The 16,277-nt window shown below is 29.8% G+C and carries 18 protein-coding genes; 4 read left to right on the forward strand and 14 right to left on the reverse strand.

Features of this window, described 5'->3' with window-relative positions; all coding sequences use genetic code 11:
* The first annotated feature begins 39 nt into the window (after positions 1-39).
* On the forward strand, positions 40-1,140 hold the full coding sequence (locus KO500_RS02265; protein ID WP_215954872.1) for a DUF4407 domain-containing protein: 1,101 nt from the start codon (positions 40-42) through the stop codon (positions 1,138-1,140).
* Between the two features lie 13 nt (positions 1,141-1,153).
* On the opposite strand, the gene KO500_RS02270 is transcribed toward KO500_RS02265, so the two are convergent.
* The 10 genes from KO500_RS02270 to KO500_RS02315 form a co-directional block, all read right to left on the reverse strand.
* A complete protein-coding gene (locus KO500_RS02270) occupies positions 1,154-2,158 on the reverse strand; it encodes a metal-dependent hydrolase (protein WP_215954873.1) in 1,005 nt (334 codons plus the stop codon).
* A gap of 5 nt (positions 2,159-2,163) precedes the next feature.
* The gene (locus KO500_RS02275) at positions 2,164-3,936 is read right to left on the reverse strand and encodes a MutS-related protein (RefSeq protein ID WP_215954874.1); all 1,773 of its coding nucleotides are present in this window, start codon (positions 3,934-3,936) and stop codon (positions 2,164-2,166) included.
* Between the two features lie 271 nt (positions 3,937-4,207).
* Entirely contained in the window at positions 4,208-4,564 is a 357-nt protein-coding gene (locus tag KO500_RS02280; protein ID WP_215954875.1) for an MmcQ/YjbR family DNA-binding protein, read from the reverse strand.
* A gap of 8 nt (positions 4,565-4,572) precedes the next feature.
* Complete coding sequence (locus tag KO500_RS02285; protein ID WP_215954876.1) at positions 4,573-5,223, reverse strand: DUF4230 domain-containing protein; 651 nt, start codon at positions 5,221-5,223, stop codon at positions 4,573-4,575.
* Positions 5,223-5,972 carry a cyclase family protein gene (locus tag KO500_RS02290; RefSeq protein ID WP_215954877.1) on the reverse strand — a complete coding sequence of 250 codons (750 nt, stop codon included), beginning with the start codon at positions 5,970-5,972 and terminating at the stop codon, positions 5,223-5,225. The genes KO500_RS02285 and KO500_RS02290 overlap by 1 nt, the downstream gene beginning before the upstream one ends.
* A 15-nt stretch (positions 5,973-5,987) precedes the next feature.
* Complete coding sequence (hemW, locus tag KO500_RS02295) at positions 5,988-7,154, reverse strand: radical SAM family heme chaperone HemW (RefSeq protein ID WP_215954878.1); 1,167 nt, start codon at positions 7,152-7,154, stop codon at positions 5,988-5,990.
* 3 nt (positions 7,155-7,157) lie between these two features.
* On the reverse strand, positions 7,158-7,754 hold the full coding sequence (gene ruvC / locus KO500_RS02300; protein ID WP_215954879.1) for a crossover junction endodeoxyribonuclease RuvC: 597 nt from the start codon (positions 7,752-7,754) through the stop codon (positions 7,158-7,160).
* Positions 7,755-7,759: 5 nt separating this feature from the next.
* Positions 7,760-8,239, reverse strand: coding sequence for a hypothetical protein (locus KO500_RS02305; protein WP_215954880.1), 480 nt, complete (start codon positions 8,237-8,239; stop codon positions 7,760-7,762).
* 151 nt (positions 8,240-8,390) lie between these two features.
* Complete coding sequence (locus KO500_RS02310) at positions 8,391-9,851, reverse strand: TonB family protein (RefSeq protein ID WP_215954881.1); 1,461 nt, start codon at positions 9,849-9,851, stop codon at positions 8,391-8,393.
* The gene (locus tag KO500_RS02315; RefSeq protein WP_215954882.1) at positions 9,848-10,210 is read right to left on the reverse strand and encodes a BlaI/MecI/CopY family transcriptional regulator; all 363 of its coding nucleotides are present in this window, start codon (positions 10,208-10,210) and stop codon (positions 9,848-9,850) included. Before KO500_RS02315 ends, KO500_RS02310 begins: the two co-directional genes overlap by 4 nt.
* 180 nt (positions 10,211-10,390) lie before the next feature.
* On the opposite strand from KO500_RS02315, the gene KO500_RS02320 reads away from it, so the two are divergent.
* A complete protein-coding gene (locus tag KO500_RS02320) occupies positions 10,391-10,900 on the forward strand; it encodes a DUF456 domain-containing protein (RefSeq protein WP_215954883.1) in 510 nt (169 codons plus the stop codon).
* Positions 10,901-10,978: 78 nt separating this feature from the next.
* Positions 10,979-11,737: a carboxypeptidase-like regulatory domain-containing protein gene (locus KO500_RS02325; RefSeq protein WP_215954884.1), complete on the forward strand. Its 759-nt coding sequence runs from the start codon at positions 10,979-10,981 to the stop codon at positions 11,735-11,737.
* A 2-nt stretch (positions 11,738-11,739) separates the two neighbouring features.
* On the opposite strand, the gene KO500_RS02330 is transcribed toward KO500_RS02325, so the two are convergent.
* The 3 genes from KO500_RS02330 to KO500_RS02340 all read right to left on the reverse strand — a co-directional run bounded on the left by KO500_RS02330 (position 11,740) and on the right by KO500_RS02340 (position 14,307).
* Positions 11,740-12,291 carry a nitroreductase family protein gene (locus KO500_RS02330; RefSeq protein WP_215954885.1) on the reverse strand — a complete coding sequence of 184 codons (552 nt, stop codon included), beginning with the start codon at positions 12,289-12,291 and terminating at the stop codon, positions 11,740-11,742.
* 78 nt (positions 12,292-12,369) lie between these two features.
* Positions 12,370-13,158 (reverse strand): helix-turn-helix domain-containing protein, encoded by a 789-nt coding sequence (locus KO500_RS02335; RefSeq protein WP_252732404.1) that lies wholly within the window; start codon positions 13,156-13,158, stop codon positions 12,370-12,372.
* Positions 13,159-14,307: an MFS transporter gene (locus KO500_RS02340; RefSeq protein ID WP_215954886.1), complete on the reverse strand. Its 1,149-nt coding sequence runs from the start codon at positions 14,305-14,307 to the stop codon at positions 13,159-13,161.
* A 186-nt stretch (positions 14,308-14,493) separates the two neighbouring features.
* Here KO500_RS02340 and KO500_RS02345 point away from each other — a divergent pair, with 186 nt between their 5' ends.
* On the forward strand, positions 14,494-14,805 hold the full coding sequence (locus tag KO500_RS02345) for a hypothetical protein (protein ID WP_252732405.1): 312 nt from the start codon (positions 14,494-14,496) through the stop codon (positions 14,803-14,805).
* 159 nt (positions 14,806-14,964) lie between these two features.
* Here the strand turns inward: KO500_RS02345 and KO500_RS02350 are convergent, their stop codons facing one another.
* Complete coding sequence (locus KO500_RS02350; protein ID WP_215954888.1) at positions 14,965-16,242, reverse strand: NAD(P)/FAD-dependent oxidoreductase; 1,278 nt, start codon at positions 16,240-16,242, stop codon at positions 14,965-14,967.
* Between the last annotated feature and the right edge of the window lie 35 nt (positions 16,243-16,277).

The raw sequence follows: 16,277 nt of genomic DNA on the forward strand, positions 1-16,277 counted from the left end.
TGTATATTTAATACATCATCAATCAAAAATCAAATCATCATGTTACAAAAATTCTTTATTCTGTGCTCTGGTGCAGATTCTTCAATTCTAAATGAATGTTCAGAAGGTGAGCGTAATAAATATGCAGGTATTGGCGCCACTATATTTTTTACTGCAGTTATGGCTTTTATCTCTAGCAGTTATGCATTATTCACTGTTTTTGACAATAGTTACACAGCTGTCTTTTTTGGTTTTATTTGGGGACTTCTAATTTTTAATCTTGATCGGTTTATTGTTGCTACTATAAAGAAAAGAGATAATTTTAAAGCTGAATTATTACAAGCTACACCAAGGTTAATATTAGCAGTTATTATTGCTGTCGTAATATCAAAACCTTTAGAACTCAAAATTTTTGAAAAAGAGGTAAATCAAATTTTATTAGAACAAAAAAACGAACTAACATTAGCCAATAAAGAGCAACTTGCACTACAGTACAAGCCAAAAATAGAAAGCTTAAAAAACAACATTCTAAATTTGAAAGCTGAAATAACTACTAAAAAAATAGAAACAAACAACTTGTATAATACATATATTTCAGAAGCAGAAGGAACTGCAGGCACTAAATTATTAGGCAAAGGCCCTGTTTATAAAGAAAAACGAGAAAAACATGATACTGCACTTGCTGATTTAAAAATACTGAAAGAAGAAAACTCAAAAAAAATAAGATTATTTGAAAACGAAATTACAGAACTAAATAAGCTTTATGATAAATCTGTAGTACAATCACAGCCAATTATTGAAGCTTTTGATGGATTAATGGCTAGAATTACCGCTTTAAACAAATTACCTTGGTTACCATCTTTCTTTATTTTTTTATTATTCTTAGCTATTGAAACCTCACCAATTATTGCAAAATTACTTGCTCCGAAAGGTATTTATGATATAAAATTAGAAGAAGCCGAAAGTATTGTAAAATCATGGGCTTCACAAAAAGTAAAACAAAGACAATTATTGGTAGACACTGATGAGATTTTAAACTCAAAAATTTATAATGAAATTGCTTCAGAGGACGAAATATATACCTATAAGAAGAAAAAAGCAATAGCACTTTTAAAACTTCAAGCTGATGCATTTCAAGACATTCAAATTAAAAATCTTTAAATTTAAAACTAAGCTAGTTACCCCAAATACGGTTCCAGAGCCCCGCCAATAATTTTTTAGCATCTTTGGAATCTTTGGGTGTTTCTTCTATTTCTAATGTTGATCCGTTTTGTTTTAGTAAGTAGCTAAAGGCAAACCTACTTTCTGTTTTATCAAAACTCATTAAACCAAATCTTAAATCATTAAAATAGAGTTCTCCATTTTTTTCTGAAATAATATACCAACCTTCACAAATAGCTATTAAACGTTTGATATTTTTATTATCGGATAACTCGCCTAACAAAGCTCTATTTTTTGGATAGTTTTCAAAATAAATAGGTTGTGAATCAAAAAAAGAATAATTAGCAATCAAATAACTATTTTCTGTTTCAATATTTGCAGTCCATAAAATAGTATTAAAAGCACTTGGTCTTGTATCTATTTGAAGATAATCAATCCCCTGTTCTTCTAATGCATTAGTAAATTTTTGATACGTTATAAACTTTAAAAATAAAGATAACACCATATAGCTTGTACTCACAATTAAACCTAACCGATTGTATTTTTTACGTTTTTTTGAAGTTCTCTTTTGGCACATCGCCAATATTAAAAACACCATAAATGGAATGGTATATAGCGGATCAATCACAAAAATATTCATAAAAGCTAAACGCATTTTAAAAGGCCAGAACAATTGCGTACCCCAAGTTGTAAATGAATCTAGTATTGGGTGCGTAAAAAGCCCCCAAAACATCAAACAAGACCATTCTTTCCAATTTGCACCTGCTTTTGGAAGTAGTTTGTAAATTAACCAACCAAATATTGGCGCAAATAGTACCGAAAATAAAATAGAATGACTAAAACCACGATGCATTTCTATTGCAGAAACAGGATCGTCAGTAAAATATTTAGTAAACACATCTAAATCAGGAATTGTACCTGCAATGGCTCCAAAAAGCATGGCTTTATTACCTACTTTTTTCCCTAATACTACTTCACCTACCGCAGCTCCTAATACTATTTGAGTTAATGAATCCATTTTAACTAATCAACTATTTGCATTTTTTTAAGTAAAAATGATGCATTCATATTCTGGCAAATACCATCTTTAAATTTATAATCAAAATGCAATTCATTATCTATAATTTCTGCATCAAAATAATGATTTTCGACCTGCGATAAATCGTTTGAAGCTTCACACAGACTTAAGTCATGCGTAGCAATAATTCCGGTTGCTTTTGAACCTATTAATTTCTCAACAAATTTTCGAGATCCGGTGGCTTTATCAGTACTATTGGTCCCTTTTAATATTTCATCTAAAACAATAAAATAACGGTCAATTTTAATTTCATCTACAATAAAACGAAGTCTTTTTAATTCAGAGAAAAAATACGATTCATCATCTGTCAATGAATCTGTAGTTCGCATACTTGTAATTAATTTAATTGGCGAATATTCAACATCTTTAGCACAAACTGGCAAACCAACATTTGCCATAACAATTTGTAATGAAATGGTACGCAAAAAGGTACTTTTACCTGCCATGTTTGCGCCTGTGATAATAAAAAACTGTTCACTATCAATATGAATATCATTCAGCACACTCTTTTCAGGTTTCAACAACGGATGCCCTGCTCCTTTTGAGTTTAAAACCGTATTATTACTCGTAAGTTTAGGAAAAACATAATTTGGATGGTTGTAACTGTAGTTTCCTAAACTATTATACGCGTCAAAAAAAGCGATAGTCTCAAACCAATGTTGTACTTGGTCACCATGTTTAGATATCCATTCTTCAATTTTATACGATTGGTATATGTCCCACAAGAAAAAGCCGTTTGCAAAAATGCCAAATAATATATTATTACGCTGATCTAAAGCTCCTAATATTCTAGAAAATTCATGAAGTATTTTTGAAGTTTTTACGCCATTAGTCAATACAGCATCTCTTTTCTTTTTTAATAATTCTGAATTAAATTCAATATTCTCAATTTCTAAAATTAATTTTTGATACTGATGAAATGTTGTTTGTATCCGACCCGTATCAGCTGATAGTTTGGTAATGTTTTTTACAAAAAAACCTGTAATTAATAAACCAACAACAAGCACAATTAGCAATGCAAATATTGATAATGGTACTATAAAAAAACCTATAAAAGCCAATATTGAAATACTACCAAATATAAAAGGTGCTATTTTCATGGGTTTAGACAAAAACCTTTTGTAATTAGCTAACCAATTTAGAATTGTGTTATAAGGGGTTTCAGTTTCTACTAATGATGCTACCGCAGAAAACTCTTGTCGCCAATCGGGCAACTGAGCAAGTTCTTTAATACCCTCTTGCTTTATTTCAATATCATTAATAGAATTCTCGGTAAACAAACCTGCTAAGGTTTCACTTCCTTGAGGCAAAACAGTTCTATTACAATACTGGTAAAAGGAACCTTTGCCGAACAAATCAATATCTTGACTAAAGTGATGCAGTGGGTTTTTGTATTCTTTACCTGTTGGCAAATCATAAAAATCACGTTTCAATGCTTTAAGCTCAGTTTCATTAATTTTTATAAGCGAAAGCACCTTGTTTTTTTTATAAAGAATATCAGTATGCCTCGATACTAAAAATAAAAAAAGAGCTATTGAAACTATTAATATTCCTATAACAACATTAATAGTATTATAGTAAAAATAAATACCTATTACTGCTAATATAAATATGGTTAACCTTACCATACTTGAAACAAATAGTTCTTTTTTAATTTTTGATAATTGTTCTTGGTAAGTGCCTATTTTTTTGTTGTAAAAAGATGCTAATTCTTGCATTAAAATTTTCTAGTAAATGAATTGTAAAGATACTAGAAACTAAATAAGTCTTTTATATAATTTAAAAACAAAAAGACCAGCTAAAAGCCAGCCTTTTGACATGTCCTAAGTTCGGGGGGGATTGAACCTATTATAGACAAGTTTTTAAGTTTTGTATTAACACCTTCATTAAAACTACAAAGTAAAATTAACATTTCATTAAGAATTATTGGTTTTTTTTCGTCAAAACATAAAAAAAGTGTCGACGAATAGAAATTATTCATAGACATAACTAAAACTCACCTAATAAATTTTGGTTTTTTTTAGTAAGTTTCGATACAACTAAATCGTAAGAGTGGTCAATTAATTCTGTAAGAACTGTAGGAGAAATATTTTCAATTAAAACGGTATTCCAATGAACTTTACTCATATGATAACCTGGCAGAATAACCCCATCATAAATTTCACGAAGTTCAATCGCCCGTTCAGGATCACATTTTAAATTTACTTGTGTAGGTAGGCGTGTTAATGAAATTAAAGCAAACATTTTACCCATTACTTTAAAAACCAGGGTGGTTTCATCAAAAGGAAACTCTTCCGAGATTCCTTTTTTAGCAATACAATATGCTCTAAGTTCTTCTATATTCATTCAAAAAATCACTTTTCTAAAAACCGTTGTAGTTTATTTTTGCGGTCAATTATATCTTCTTTATTTTCTATTTTTAAAGCTGTATAATCTAATTTCCAACCAATAGTCTCAACTATAGATTCTATTAACAAAATAGCTTCTAAGGCTTCGCTTCTAGCCGTTTCCATTAATCCGCTTTCTGGAATTTTCTCTAAAATATGTTCTTTTGCTTCTTTATTTAGCACAGTTAAATCATCAGGTGTAAATGAATTAAACATACCATTTTTAATATCATAAAAATCAAGTTCTGGCTCAATAGATAATATTTCAGGTTGCGGAAAACTTGAGAGCACTATCTTTTTGCTATCGGTATTTGCATTTAAAATCAATTTCTTTAAATCGTAACCAATTTGTGCTTTTGCATTAATTACAATTAATGCTTTCTTTTTACTTGATATTAGACTCAAAAAATGCTCTTTGGTGTTCTCATACCTGTAAATTTCAGCAAAATCACCTTCAACAGAAATTAGCTTACACACACTCTTTATTTTTTCTAATAAAACATGCGATTGCACTTGTGTTAGTTCTTTATTCTTCTTTTTTCTAAAATAAGAATAACCCCAATATGTAGCTATTGCTCCTAAAATTAACCCTAAAAAAGTATCAAATATATTATCCACTATGCTTCAATTTTATATAATATTGGTCTACTTGGGCTGGCGTCATTCTCAAAAGGGGCGACTTGTAAATTCAGCATATAGTGACCGTCTTTAATTGTATTTTTCACAAAGATAAACTCTGTAATTGTAGCATCCATTCTTACTTTACCTTTCGTGTTCCAAAAAGCATTGTGTGACACTAAAACACCTGCATCTTTTTCTTTATCTACCGAAGGCAAATCAATTAATAAATGCTTTATACCTTTTGTTACTAAAAACTCAGTAGCTTCTTCTACCAAGTATGGCGGATTTGTATTTGAATACTGTCTTGATAACTTGCCTCTTGTATTTGGCAAAGTTCTAATCACCAAAGCTTCTGGTGAAGCATCACCCAAGGCGTATTCTAATTGTGCTTTTGAAATGATAAAGTCATCATTCAATTTTTCTGGAGCAACCGTAATTACTTTAGCTAGAAAGAAAAACTTTTTTAAATTCTTATTTATAGAATAAAACTCTTTGGTTATATGACCAACACACTCCGTGTGTGTACCGTGCGCATGAGGATTAAACCAAATATCATTAAAATTTGTTGAAGCCCCTTCAGTTACTTTACCTATAAAATCACCTTCAGTATGTGGTGCTATTTTAGGTTCTGAAATATACCATGCATTTACATTTGATGTAGTGCCTTTTATTGGTATTGAAATATCTAAAGGTTTAGACAAATCAATAGTATACTGCTGTTTTTTGTGTGTAATTGTTGATTTCACGTAATGATTACTTGTTTACGACAAGTTAATCATAAATAAATCTGAAGCAATACCATCTGCTAAAAATTTTCCTTTTTTAGTGGTTAACAATGTTTTATTTTCCACCTTCAAAAGTTCTGATTCTATATGATTTTTAGCTTGTTGCAGTAAATAATCATAAAATCTAATACCAAATTCATCTTCAATTCTTTCTAAAGAAACACCCCAAATAGTTCGCAAACCCGTCATCACATACTCATTATACACATCGGTTTTAGAAAGCGTCTCTGTTTCCATTGGCAATTCATTAGATAAAATTGCTTTAATATATTTAGGGTTATTATTTACATTCCAACCTCTACGAATACCATCGTACGAATGTGCTGATGGTCCAACACCTATATATTTTTTACCTAACCAGTATGCAGTATTGTTTTTAGAGAAAAAACCTTCTTTACCAAAGTTTGAAGTCTCATAAGCTACAAAACTATTAGCTTTCATTTTTTGAAGTAAAATATCAAAATGTTCTTGAGCCAAAGCATCATCTAAAGGTTTAATTAAACCTTTTTTTATAAAGCTAGCCAATGCTGTTTTAGGTTCAACCGTAAGCGCGTAACTTGATATATGAGGGATTTTAAATGATAACGCCTTATCAATATTCGCAACCCACCTCTCATTGGTCATATTAGGCATCCCGTAGATTAAATCAATTGAAATATTATTAAAATACTGAGTAGCTATTTTCAAAGTCTCATCCGCTTCTGCTGCTGAATGTGCTCTATTCATTAATTTTAAATCTTCTTCAAAAAAAGATTGCACACCAATACTGAGTCTGTTTATTGGGCTTTTAGAAAGTGTTATTATATTTTCTTCTGATAAATCATCAGGATTAGCCTCAAGCGTAATTTCTGGGTTATTTACAACATTAAAGTTTTTGTAAACAGTATTTATTAAACTTTGAATTTCATTAGTTCTTAAAACTGATGGCGTACCACCACCAAAATAAATAGTCTCTACTATTTCACCTTCAAATTCTAGTTTACGAAGTTCTAGTTCTTTTTGAATAGCCAATAGCATTTCTTCTTTTTTCCCCATACTGGTTGAAAAATGAAAATCGCAATAATGACAAGCTTGTTTACAAAAAGGTATGTGGATATAAATTCCGCCTCCACTATTGAAAGAAGAACTCAACTTATTTTCCATAAACTAAAGTTTCTTCTTATTTAGGTTTGTAGCAGGTGTTTTTCTTTTAGTTACTTTATTGGAATTTTGTTTTACAAAAGCATCCCAACCTGTATAACTTTTACCAACAGCTTCTATTCTTCCTGCATTATAAAAATGACATACTGCAGCAGCAAGACCATCAGTACTATCTAAATTTTTAGGCAAAGTTTTTAAACCTAACATACTTTGCAACATTTTAGCAACCTGCTCTTTACTTGCGTTACCGTTACCTGTTATGGCCATTTTAATTTTTTTTGGCAAATACTCAGTAATCGGAATTTCACGAGACAAACCTGCCGCCATTGCAACCCCTTGTGCTCTACCCAATTTTAGCATAGATTGTACATTTTTGCCAAAAAAGGGAGCTTCAATAGCAATTTCGTCTGGATGATACGTATCAATAAGCTCAATTGTACGTTCAAAAATAAGCTTCAATTTCACATAATGGTCGTCATATTTTTGCAATAACAACTCATTCATTTGTAAAAACTCCATTTTTTTATTGACCACTTTTATAAGTCCGAACCCCATAATAGTAGTTCCAGGATCAATCCCTAATATAATTTTTTCGTTTGCCAAAAGGATTAATATTTGGTGTTAAGTACAATCGGAATTCTAAATTTTGCCTTTACAGGAATTCCTCTTTTTAAAGCTGGTGAAGCTTGTGGTAATGATAATAAACAACGTGTGATTACAGCGTCAAATTCTGGTATTTGTTCTTCAACAATTGCATTATGAGAAATATCTAAAACAACAACCTCCCCTACTTTATCAATTAAAAAATCAACGTAAAGCGTATCAACAACTTCTTCTTTTAATATAAATTCAAAACCGTCTAAAGAGGTATATAAATTACGAATTAAAGTCTCTTTAAAGCAATCTTTATTTTCTTCTTTAGAATCAGCTTCATTACAATTTTCAAAAAGCGGAAACTGATCCACTTCATTAAAATTAATCTGTTGCATTTCTTGAGTAATCAATTCTTGTGTTTTCACTTCATTTGAAGTAAAAAAATCACAAGAAACAACAAGAAAAAATCCACATAAAATTAGTACTATACGCATGTGCGCTTAAATCTTTTGCGAAAATTACGATTTTTTAGTGTATTTAATTACTTGTTAAGTGTATTTCCTGTTTTAATTAAATAACAATAAACAAAAAAGTCAAAGTTTACACTTTGACTTTTGTTTAATTTTCTATCAATTATAATACTACTTATTTTAACTTAAATGTAATTGGAATAGAAAAAGGAACTTTTACTATTTTCCCTTTTTGTTTCCCTGGAGTCATTATTGGTAATTTTGATATAATACGAGAAGCTTCATCTTCTAATAAAGGACTAGGGCCTCGCATTTTAAGACCACCTATAGAACCATCTTCTTGAATTATAAATAATAAATTTACTTTACCTTGTATACCTTGTTCTTGTGCTTCTTCAGGGTATTTAAAGTTTTTACTTATATGTTTATACATTGCTTTCTGAAAACAAGCTCTTTTGTCTTCAGCATCTTCACAACCTGGAAAAACTGGAACTTCTTCAACAACACCAAAAGGAACACTCAACTCATTATCATAATCAGTTTCTGATGTATGAACATCAACAGAAACTATTCCTGTTTCATCTGTTTTAATTTCTATATACTTTCCGTTTTTATCGTTAATAGTATATATAGCAGTTTCTTTAGCATTTTTAGCTTTTTCAACTAAAGCATTCATTTCTTTTTTTTCTTCTTCGGATTGGTTTTCCAAATCATTAACTTCAATTGTTTTACTTGAAGCTACAATTAATGAAGTTTCAGTGATTTCAGTTTCTGCCTCAATTTTACTTTCCCCTTCACAAGAGGTATATACTAACATACCAGATATTAGTGGAATTAAAACTAAATACTTTAATTGAAATACTTTTTTTGATTTTGATTTTTGTAACATGACGATTCGTTTTTTGATTAATGATGATTTAAAAAATGGATTGATGAATGAAATATGTTGTGTCTGAAAAACTTGTGACAGCAACAGTTGATAATGTTCTTTTTTATTTGTCTTTACAACTATAGAGTCTGCAATAAATTCGTGAACTTCTGATATTCTACTTTGGTAAACGTAAACTAAGGGATTAAACCAGTTTAATATTCGTAAAATTTCAAAAAAGATTAAATCGTAAGAATGACCTTGTTGTATATGAACTAACTCATGCGCTATAACACTATTATGCTCTTTTAAAACTACCTTATCTCCTAAAAATATAGACTTAAAGTATGAAAATGCAATCTCACTATTTTTAATTACAACTCTAGTATAATCATTAAAATAATGTACGTCTCCTTTTTTCTTTAATGAAAATATTTGAATCAGTTTATATACAAATAGTAATGTTGCTATTGCTATTCCTGAAAGGAAAAAAATTAATACCCATGATACTTCTGTTTGCTGACTTGCATTAACTACAAGCTCTGCATCATTTAAATTCCATAAGAATTCCGGATAAAAAATAGATTCATTTGACACTTTTGTTTTTAAAGCCTCAATCTTTACCCAAGGCAAAACCATTGACAAAACATAAGTACCAATTAAATACACTCTATTCCATTGAAAAAAGGTTTCTTTCTTTAAAAACAGATCATAAATAATTAAAAACAAAAGCTGAAAAGCTATACCTTCTAAGATATACTGTATCATTTTTCTTCTTTTTTAATTTCGTCTAAAACAGCTTCTAGCTCTGATAAATTCATGTCATTTTTTTTCATAAAAAATGACACCATACTTTTAAAAGAACCTTGAAAATAACCATCAACCAATTTATTTATAGACTGATTACTATATTCCGCCTTTTTTAAAATTGGAAAATACAAATAGCCTTTACCCTCTTGTTCATGATCAACAAAACCTTTACTCTCTAATATTCTAACAATGGTAGAAACGGTATTATATTTCGGCTTAGGTTCTGGTAATTTTTCAATAATTGAAGCAACATTACATTTACTTAATTGCCATAAAACCTGCATTACCTCTTCTTCTGCTTTTGTTAACTGTTTCATTGTATATATTTATAGTTAAATCTGTTCTACAAAAACCTTTCAACTAAATTATTAGTTCAAATATAACTAAATTATTAGTTTAAACTAACTTTTTAGTTGATTTAATTATATTTACCTTTAAATTCATCAATAAACTGTAACAAAAACAGATTATATTCGTCTTACGTGTAAACAATAACTATGGATATTACTTTATTTATTTTTGGTCTTATTTGTGTAATCGTAGGTATTTTTGGTAGTTTTTTACCAATTTTACCGGGGCCACCTATTAGTTGGCTAGGTTTATTATTGCTTTTTTTAACTAGTGTCATACCACAAGATTGGTGGTTTTTAGGCATAACATTAGGTATTGCAATTTTAGTTTTTGCGATGGACTATATAATACCTGCAGTGGGAACTAAAAAATTTGGCGGTACAAAAGCGGGAATGATTGGTACTACTGTTGGCCTTATTGTTGGCTTAATTGCACCTATACCTGGCGGGATAATAATTGGTCCTTTTTTAGGGGCTTTTATTGGTGAGTTAATTAATAAAGCCGATAACAAAACAGCACTTAAGGCTGCTTTTGGTTCTTTTCTAGGGTTTTTAACTGGTACTTTTATGAAGTTTATGATTAGTATTATCTATTTCGGACTTTTTATATCAAAAAGCTGGGAATACAGGTATGCATTATTCTCCTTTTTGTATTAAAAAATGTTAATTCTTTTACATACCTTTTAAAATTTCATACTTTCAGAAAGTCATTATTTTTCTCACAAAACTTTCTGTATGTTATTAACTATAAATAAGTTATTGAGTATTACTATAATATTAGCACTTCCAATTGGTATTTATTCTCAAGTAAATACAATTAGCGCTAAGGTAATTTATAATGATATAGTGCTAGAAAGTGTCACTGTAAAAAACCTTTCAAGTAATGAAAATACGATCTCAAATAATAAGGGTTTATTTTCTTTAAAAGCTGCCATTGGAGACACCTTACACTTCTCTTATATTGGAATGAAAAATTTAGAAAGAATTATTACTCAAAACGACTTGAAGAATGACAGTTTAAACATACAAATGTTTGAAAAAACTGTAGTTTTAGAGGGTGTTGAAGTTGTGGAGTATTCTTCTGTAAACTCCCTTTCTCTAGGTATAATTTCAAAAGAGAAAAAAGAGTTTTCACAATATGAGCGTAAACTTGCAACAGCAGGTGACTTTAAAGCTATTCATCTTCTATCATTATTGGGTGGTAAATTAGCTGTAGATCCCATAATAAATAAGATTAGTGGCCGTACCAAACGAATGAAATATGCAATAGAACTTGAGAAAAAAGAAAATCGAATTACCTTTTTAGAAGAAAACTATAGCGCTTATCTTTTAGATAAATTAAAAATAGAAAATGGCGAACTACAATTATTTTACACTCATCTTATTGAAGATGAAAATATTGAAAAAATGATTGAAAATTATCAACATGATAAATTCGCCTTCTTTTTAATAAATGAATGGAACAGCTATGCTCAAAATTTGATTATAGAATAAAACTACAACCAATCTACTTTATCTTCTAGTGGCATTCGTACTGCATCAGAAACTTTTTCATCATAATTACCCATATAAAAGAAACCAAGACATACTTCCCCTCTATTCATTTCAAAAAACTCTCCCATATATTTTATTAAACCTGGAGAACTCCAGTAAGCACCAATACCTAACTCTGTACACATTAGCCACATATTTTGCACAGCCATAGCTACAGCTGCAACTTCTTCCCATTCGGGAACACTTTCTTCAGGGTCACGTTGCATACAAATAGCAATAACAGCAGCTGCACTTTTAGGATTTTGTATTATTTTTTTTGCTTTAAACTCTTTTGGCGAAGCATCATTCTCTAAGTATTTTAAAGATAAAAACAACCCTAATTTTTCTTTAGATTCCCCCTGTAAAACTTTAAAACGCCACGGTTCAGTTTTCCTATGACTAGGAGCCCAATTAGCTGCTTCTAAAACTTTTTCAATAGTCTCTTTCGCTATAGGTTGATCATTATATTGAGCAGGAAAAACAGATCTTCTATTCTTGATTAAATCAAATAACATCTTAAACTTCTTTTAGAACACCAAAGTTAAGTGATAGATTTTAAATGGTTAAACTCTTAATAAGGTTTTGTATTAAAACTAAGATTCAATCATTTCTTTGTATTCGCTTGGACTCATAAATGCATGACGTTTAAAAAAACGAGAAAAACTACTTAAAGATTCAAATCCGAAATAAAAAGCCATTTCTTTTAAAGTAATACTACTTTGCTTTAACATTCTTTTAATTTCGGTCACCTGTCTTTGTTGAATTACTTGCTTTGCCGTTAAGTTTAATTTTTCTTTTAAAATCTGATTTAACCTTTTTTCACTAATACCCATTTGTTGCGCATAATAATCACCTGAAGTTTCTTCAATATAGTTAGATTCCATCAATTTTAAGAACAAAAAAACTCGTTTCTGATTTAAATCTTGTTTTAAATACCCTGAGTTTTGTATCCTAATTAGTTTAAGCATCAACACTTTTAATAGTGTTTTAATAAGTAAATATGCGTTTTCTTTATGTTTATATTCTTCTTTAATTAAAGATAATACGGTAGCAATAGCTGTAAAATCTTTTTCTTTAATTTTTAATATACTATCTGAACTAAGCTTAAATAAATTTAAAATATCTAAAGCATATTCTTCATCATCTTCTTCAATAAAGTCCCTTTCAAAATATAGAACAAGGCCTTTTGTATCAGTTTTTAATGACGAAGAAAACACTTCATTTAAAGGCTTAAAGTATACCGTTGTATCATTTTTGGTGTCAAAAAAAATTCCAAATGAATTTTTAGACAATAAAGGTGGATCTTGGCCTAAATTATTATTTATATAAATTTTATCTTTCCAGTTTTTCACAATTGAAAAGATATAAAACATTTTATTCATTTACTGAATAAGCTTTATTTTTTTAAAAATAACGAAAAAAACAATGCCTATTAATAGTGCTAAAAATGAAGCTGTACCAAAAATATAACGTGCATCATCAGCCACAAATTCAATAAATGTTGATATAAACTGGCCAGCAAAAACTCCCATTGAAAACAAACCTAAGTTCTTACCTTGAGTTTTACTCGTACTGACTTCAACCATCATATGATTGAATAACGGAATGGTAAAACCAAAACCAATACCTGTAAATAATGCTCCGAAAACCAATAGTATAATTGATGTGGCAAATGCAAAACAGATATACCCCATCATAAAAAATATAAAACCTAAAACTACTGTTTTGTATGGGCTTAACTTATCTACTACTTTAGGCATTTGACTAGCTGACACTACTGCTATTAATGATATTGATGCCATAAAATATCCTACATAACTATCAGAAAAACCAAAACTATCAGGTAAAAATTGAGGCAAGCGTACAAAACTTACAAAAAACAAAACCATTGCTGCAAATGATCCCCAAAATATTAGATTTACTTCTCTTTTCTCATTACTATTAATTAAAGTTTTTTCAGTATTCAAATCAATTTCTACCTTATTATTTTTAGGAAGAAAAATTAAAGCAAAAACAAAACACAATAAAGCAATTAGATAAATTATAAAAGGAAAACGCCAATTTATGTCACCTAATATTCCTCCTAATGATAAAAATACAACGCCCCCTAATTCTATGGCCATACCTTGCCATGCAATAAGTTTCATACGTTCTTTACCTACAAAATAATCTGCGATATAAGAAGTCAATGCAACTTGTACCGCAACTGCAGCCGGACCCAACAAAATTCTATCTGCAATTAATAGATAAGAGTTAGTTATATAACCACCTAAAAAACCAAAAGCAGCATAAGGTATTAACCCCAAGCACAATAGTTTAAAAGCTCCTATTTTATTTAACAACCTACCTACAAGTGAAGCTGATAAAACTACACCTAAAGAAGGTAACGTAATTAACCATCCTGGACTATAAGCAAAGTTTAATTGTTTAGCTATTTCTGTTAATGATGGAGCAATAACAGTACCAACCATTATTGTTAATGAGCTGGTAAAAAGTATTATAGCAATACCTAGTGTATTAATTTTATTCATGTGTTACATATTTAGACTGCAAAATTCCGTGTAAAACACGAATAAAATGTTTCCTAATTTCTAAATAATTATACCATTTTGGAAATTGGCAGCTATTTATCTACTGCATCAATTATAAACTCAATAAAGATCATCCAATTTTCAAATTAAATAGAAATTGTACTTGAACTTTTAAAAATGAAGATGATGGAAAAGAAAAAAAATGAAAATATTGTAGAAACTAAAAAATATAATTCTAACGTTACTAAAGATGATTTACAAGCCTTAGGAAAAAAAGGATTGAGTATGGATGCCGGTGATGATAGCCTGCTTCAAAAAAGAGAAAATCGTGTAGATTTTTCAGGTGATGAATTAGATGTACCGGGCAGAAATGAACCTAACACTACTAATCATTTAAAATTAAAAGATGAAGAGAACAGTCTATTTGGCCAAGGAGGTGAAAGTAAAGATAACTTAGAAGAACCTGAACGTGCGAACTTAGATAAATCTGGTAATTAAGACTTATTTTAAACAAAAAAAGCCTCCCATAATAGGAAAGCCTTTCATCGGTTTATACATTTTAAAGTTGCTTTAAAATGATTTACCACAACTTGTACTTATTACTAAGTACAACACAACATTGCAAATATAGAAAAGGTTTTTTGTTTTATATAATCTTTATGATTTTGTTTTATAAGGTCGCACAATTAATCGTGCGGCCTTATCATAATTAATATAGTTATAACCCCAATTAAAAAATACAATCACTTTATTTCTAAAACCTACTAACGCCATAAGATGAACAAACATCCATATAAACCAAGCGAAAAAACCTCCAAATTTTAATTTGTGTAAATCAACAACAGCTTTGTTTCTTCCAATTGTTGCCATTGAACCTTTATCTATATATTTAAAAGGATTTAGTGCTTTATTCGCTAATAATTTTTTAAAGTTTTTAGCTAAATTTTCTCCTTGCTGTATTGCTGGCTGTGCTACCTGCGGGTGACCTTTCGGAAAATCTTCAGTCTCCATATACGCAATATCACCAATAGCAAAAATATTGGTATAACCTTCTACTTGGTTAAAACTATTTACTTTATACCTGTTCAACCGTTCAACCAAATGTTCTTCTTTAAAACCATCTATAGTAGCACCGGTAACCCCTGCAGACCATATGAAGTTTTCACTTCTCATTGTTTCTCCCCCACGTATAGTAACAATACCATCATTATAGTCTTGAACAATAGTGTTTAAGTGTATTTCTACCCCTAGCTTTTCTAAAAACTCAGTAGCTTTTTTTGAGGATTTTTCACTCATTGGAGGCAAAACTCTAGGTCCGCCTTCAAACAAATGAATTCGCATTTTTGAAATATCTAAATGTGTATAATCTTTAGGAAAAACATTATGTTTCAACTCCGCTAAAGCACCTGCTAACTCAACCCCTGTTGGCCCTGCACCAACAACACAAAAGTTCAATAAAGCTTTTTGTTCTTCTTCTGAAGTAGAATCATCAGCTTTCTCAAAATTTTGTAATACCAAACTTCTAATATTTAATGCCTGCGGAACACTTTTCATTGGCATGGCATTTTTAGCAATATTCTCGTTATTAAAATAATTGGTTTTTGTACCTGTTGCCATTACCAAATAATCATAACTTAATACCCCTGTACTTGTAAATATTTCTTGTTTTTCAGGATCTATCTTATCAACATTAGCTAATCTAAAATAAAAATTGTCTAGCTCTTTTAGTATTTTACGAATTGGATAAGCAATAGAATCTGGTTCTAAACCACTAGTCGAAACCTGATAAAGTAAAGGCTGAAATGTATGATAATTATGCCTATCAATCATAACAACTTGAGCATCTAACTCTTTTAGCTTTTTTGCTAACGATATACCGGCAAATCCGCCGCCGATAATGACGATTCTCTTCTGATTAGTATTAGGAAGATTCATACGCTAAATTTTTAACAAATTTAGTTAAACAAAGG

The sequence above is a fragment of the Cellulophaga baltica genome (assembly GCF_018861125.1).
GTDB classification, from domain to species: domain Bacteria; phylum Bacteroidota; class Bacteroidia; order Flavobacteriales; family Flavobacteriaceae; genus Cellulophaga; species Cellulophaga baltica_A.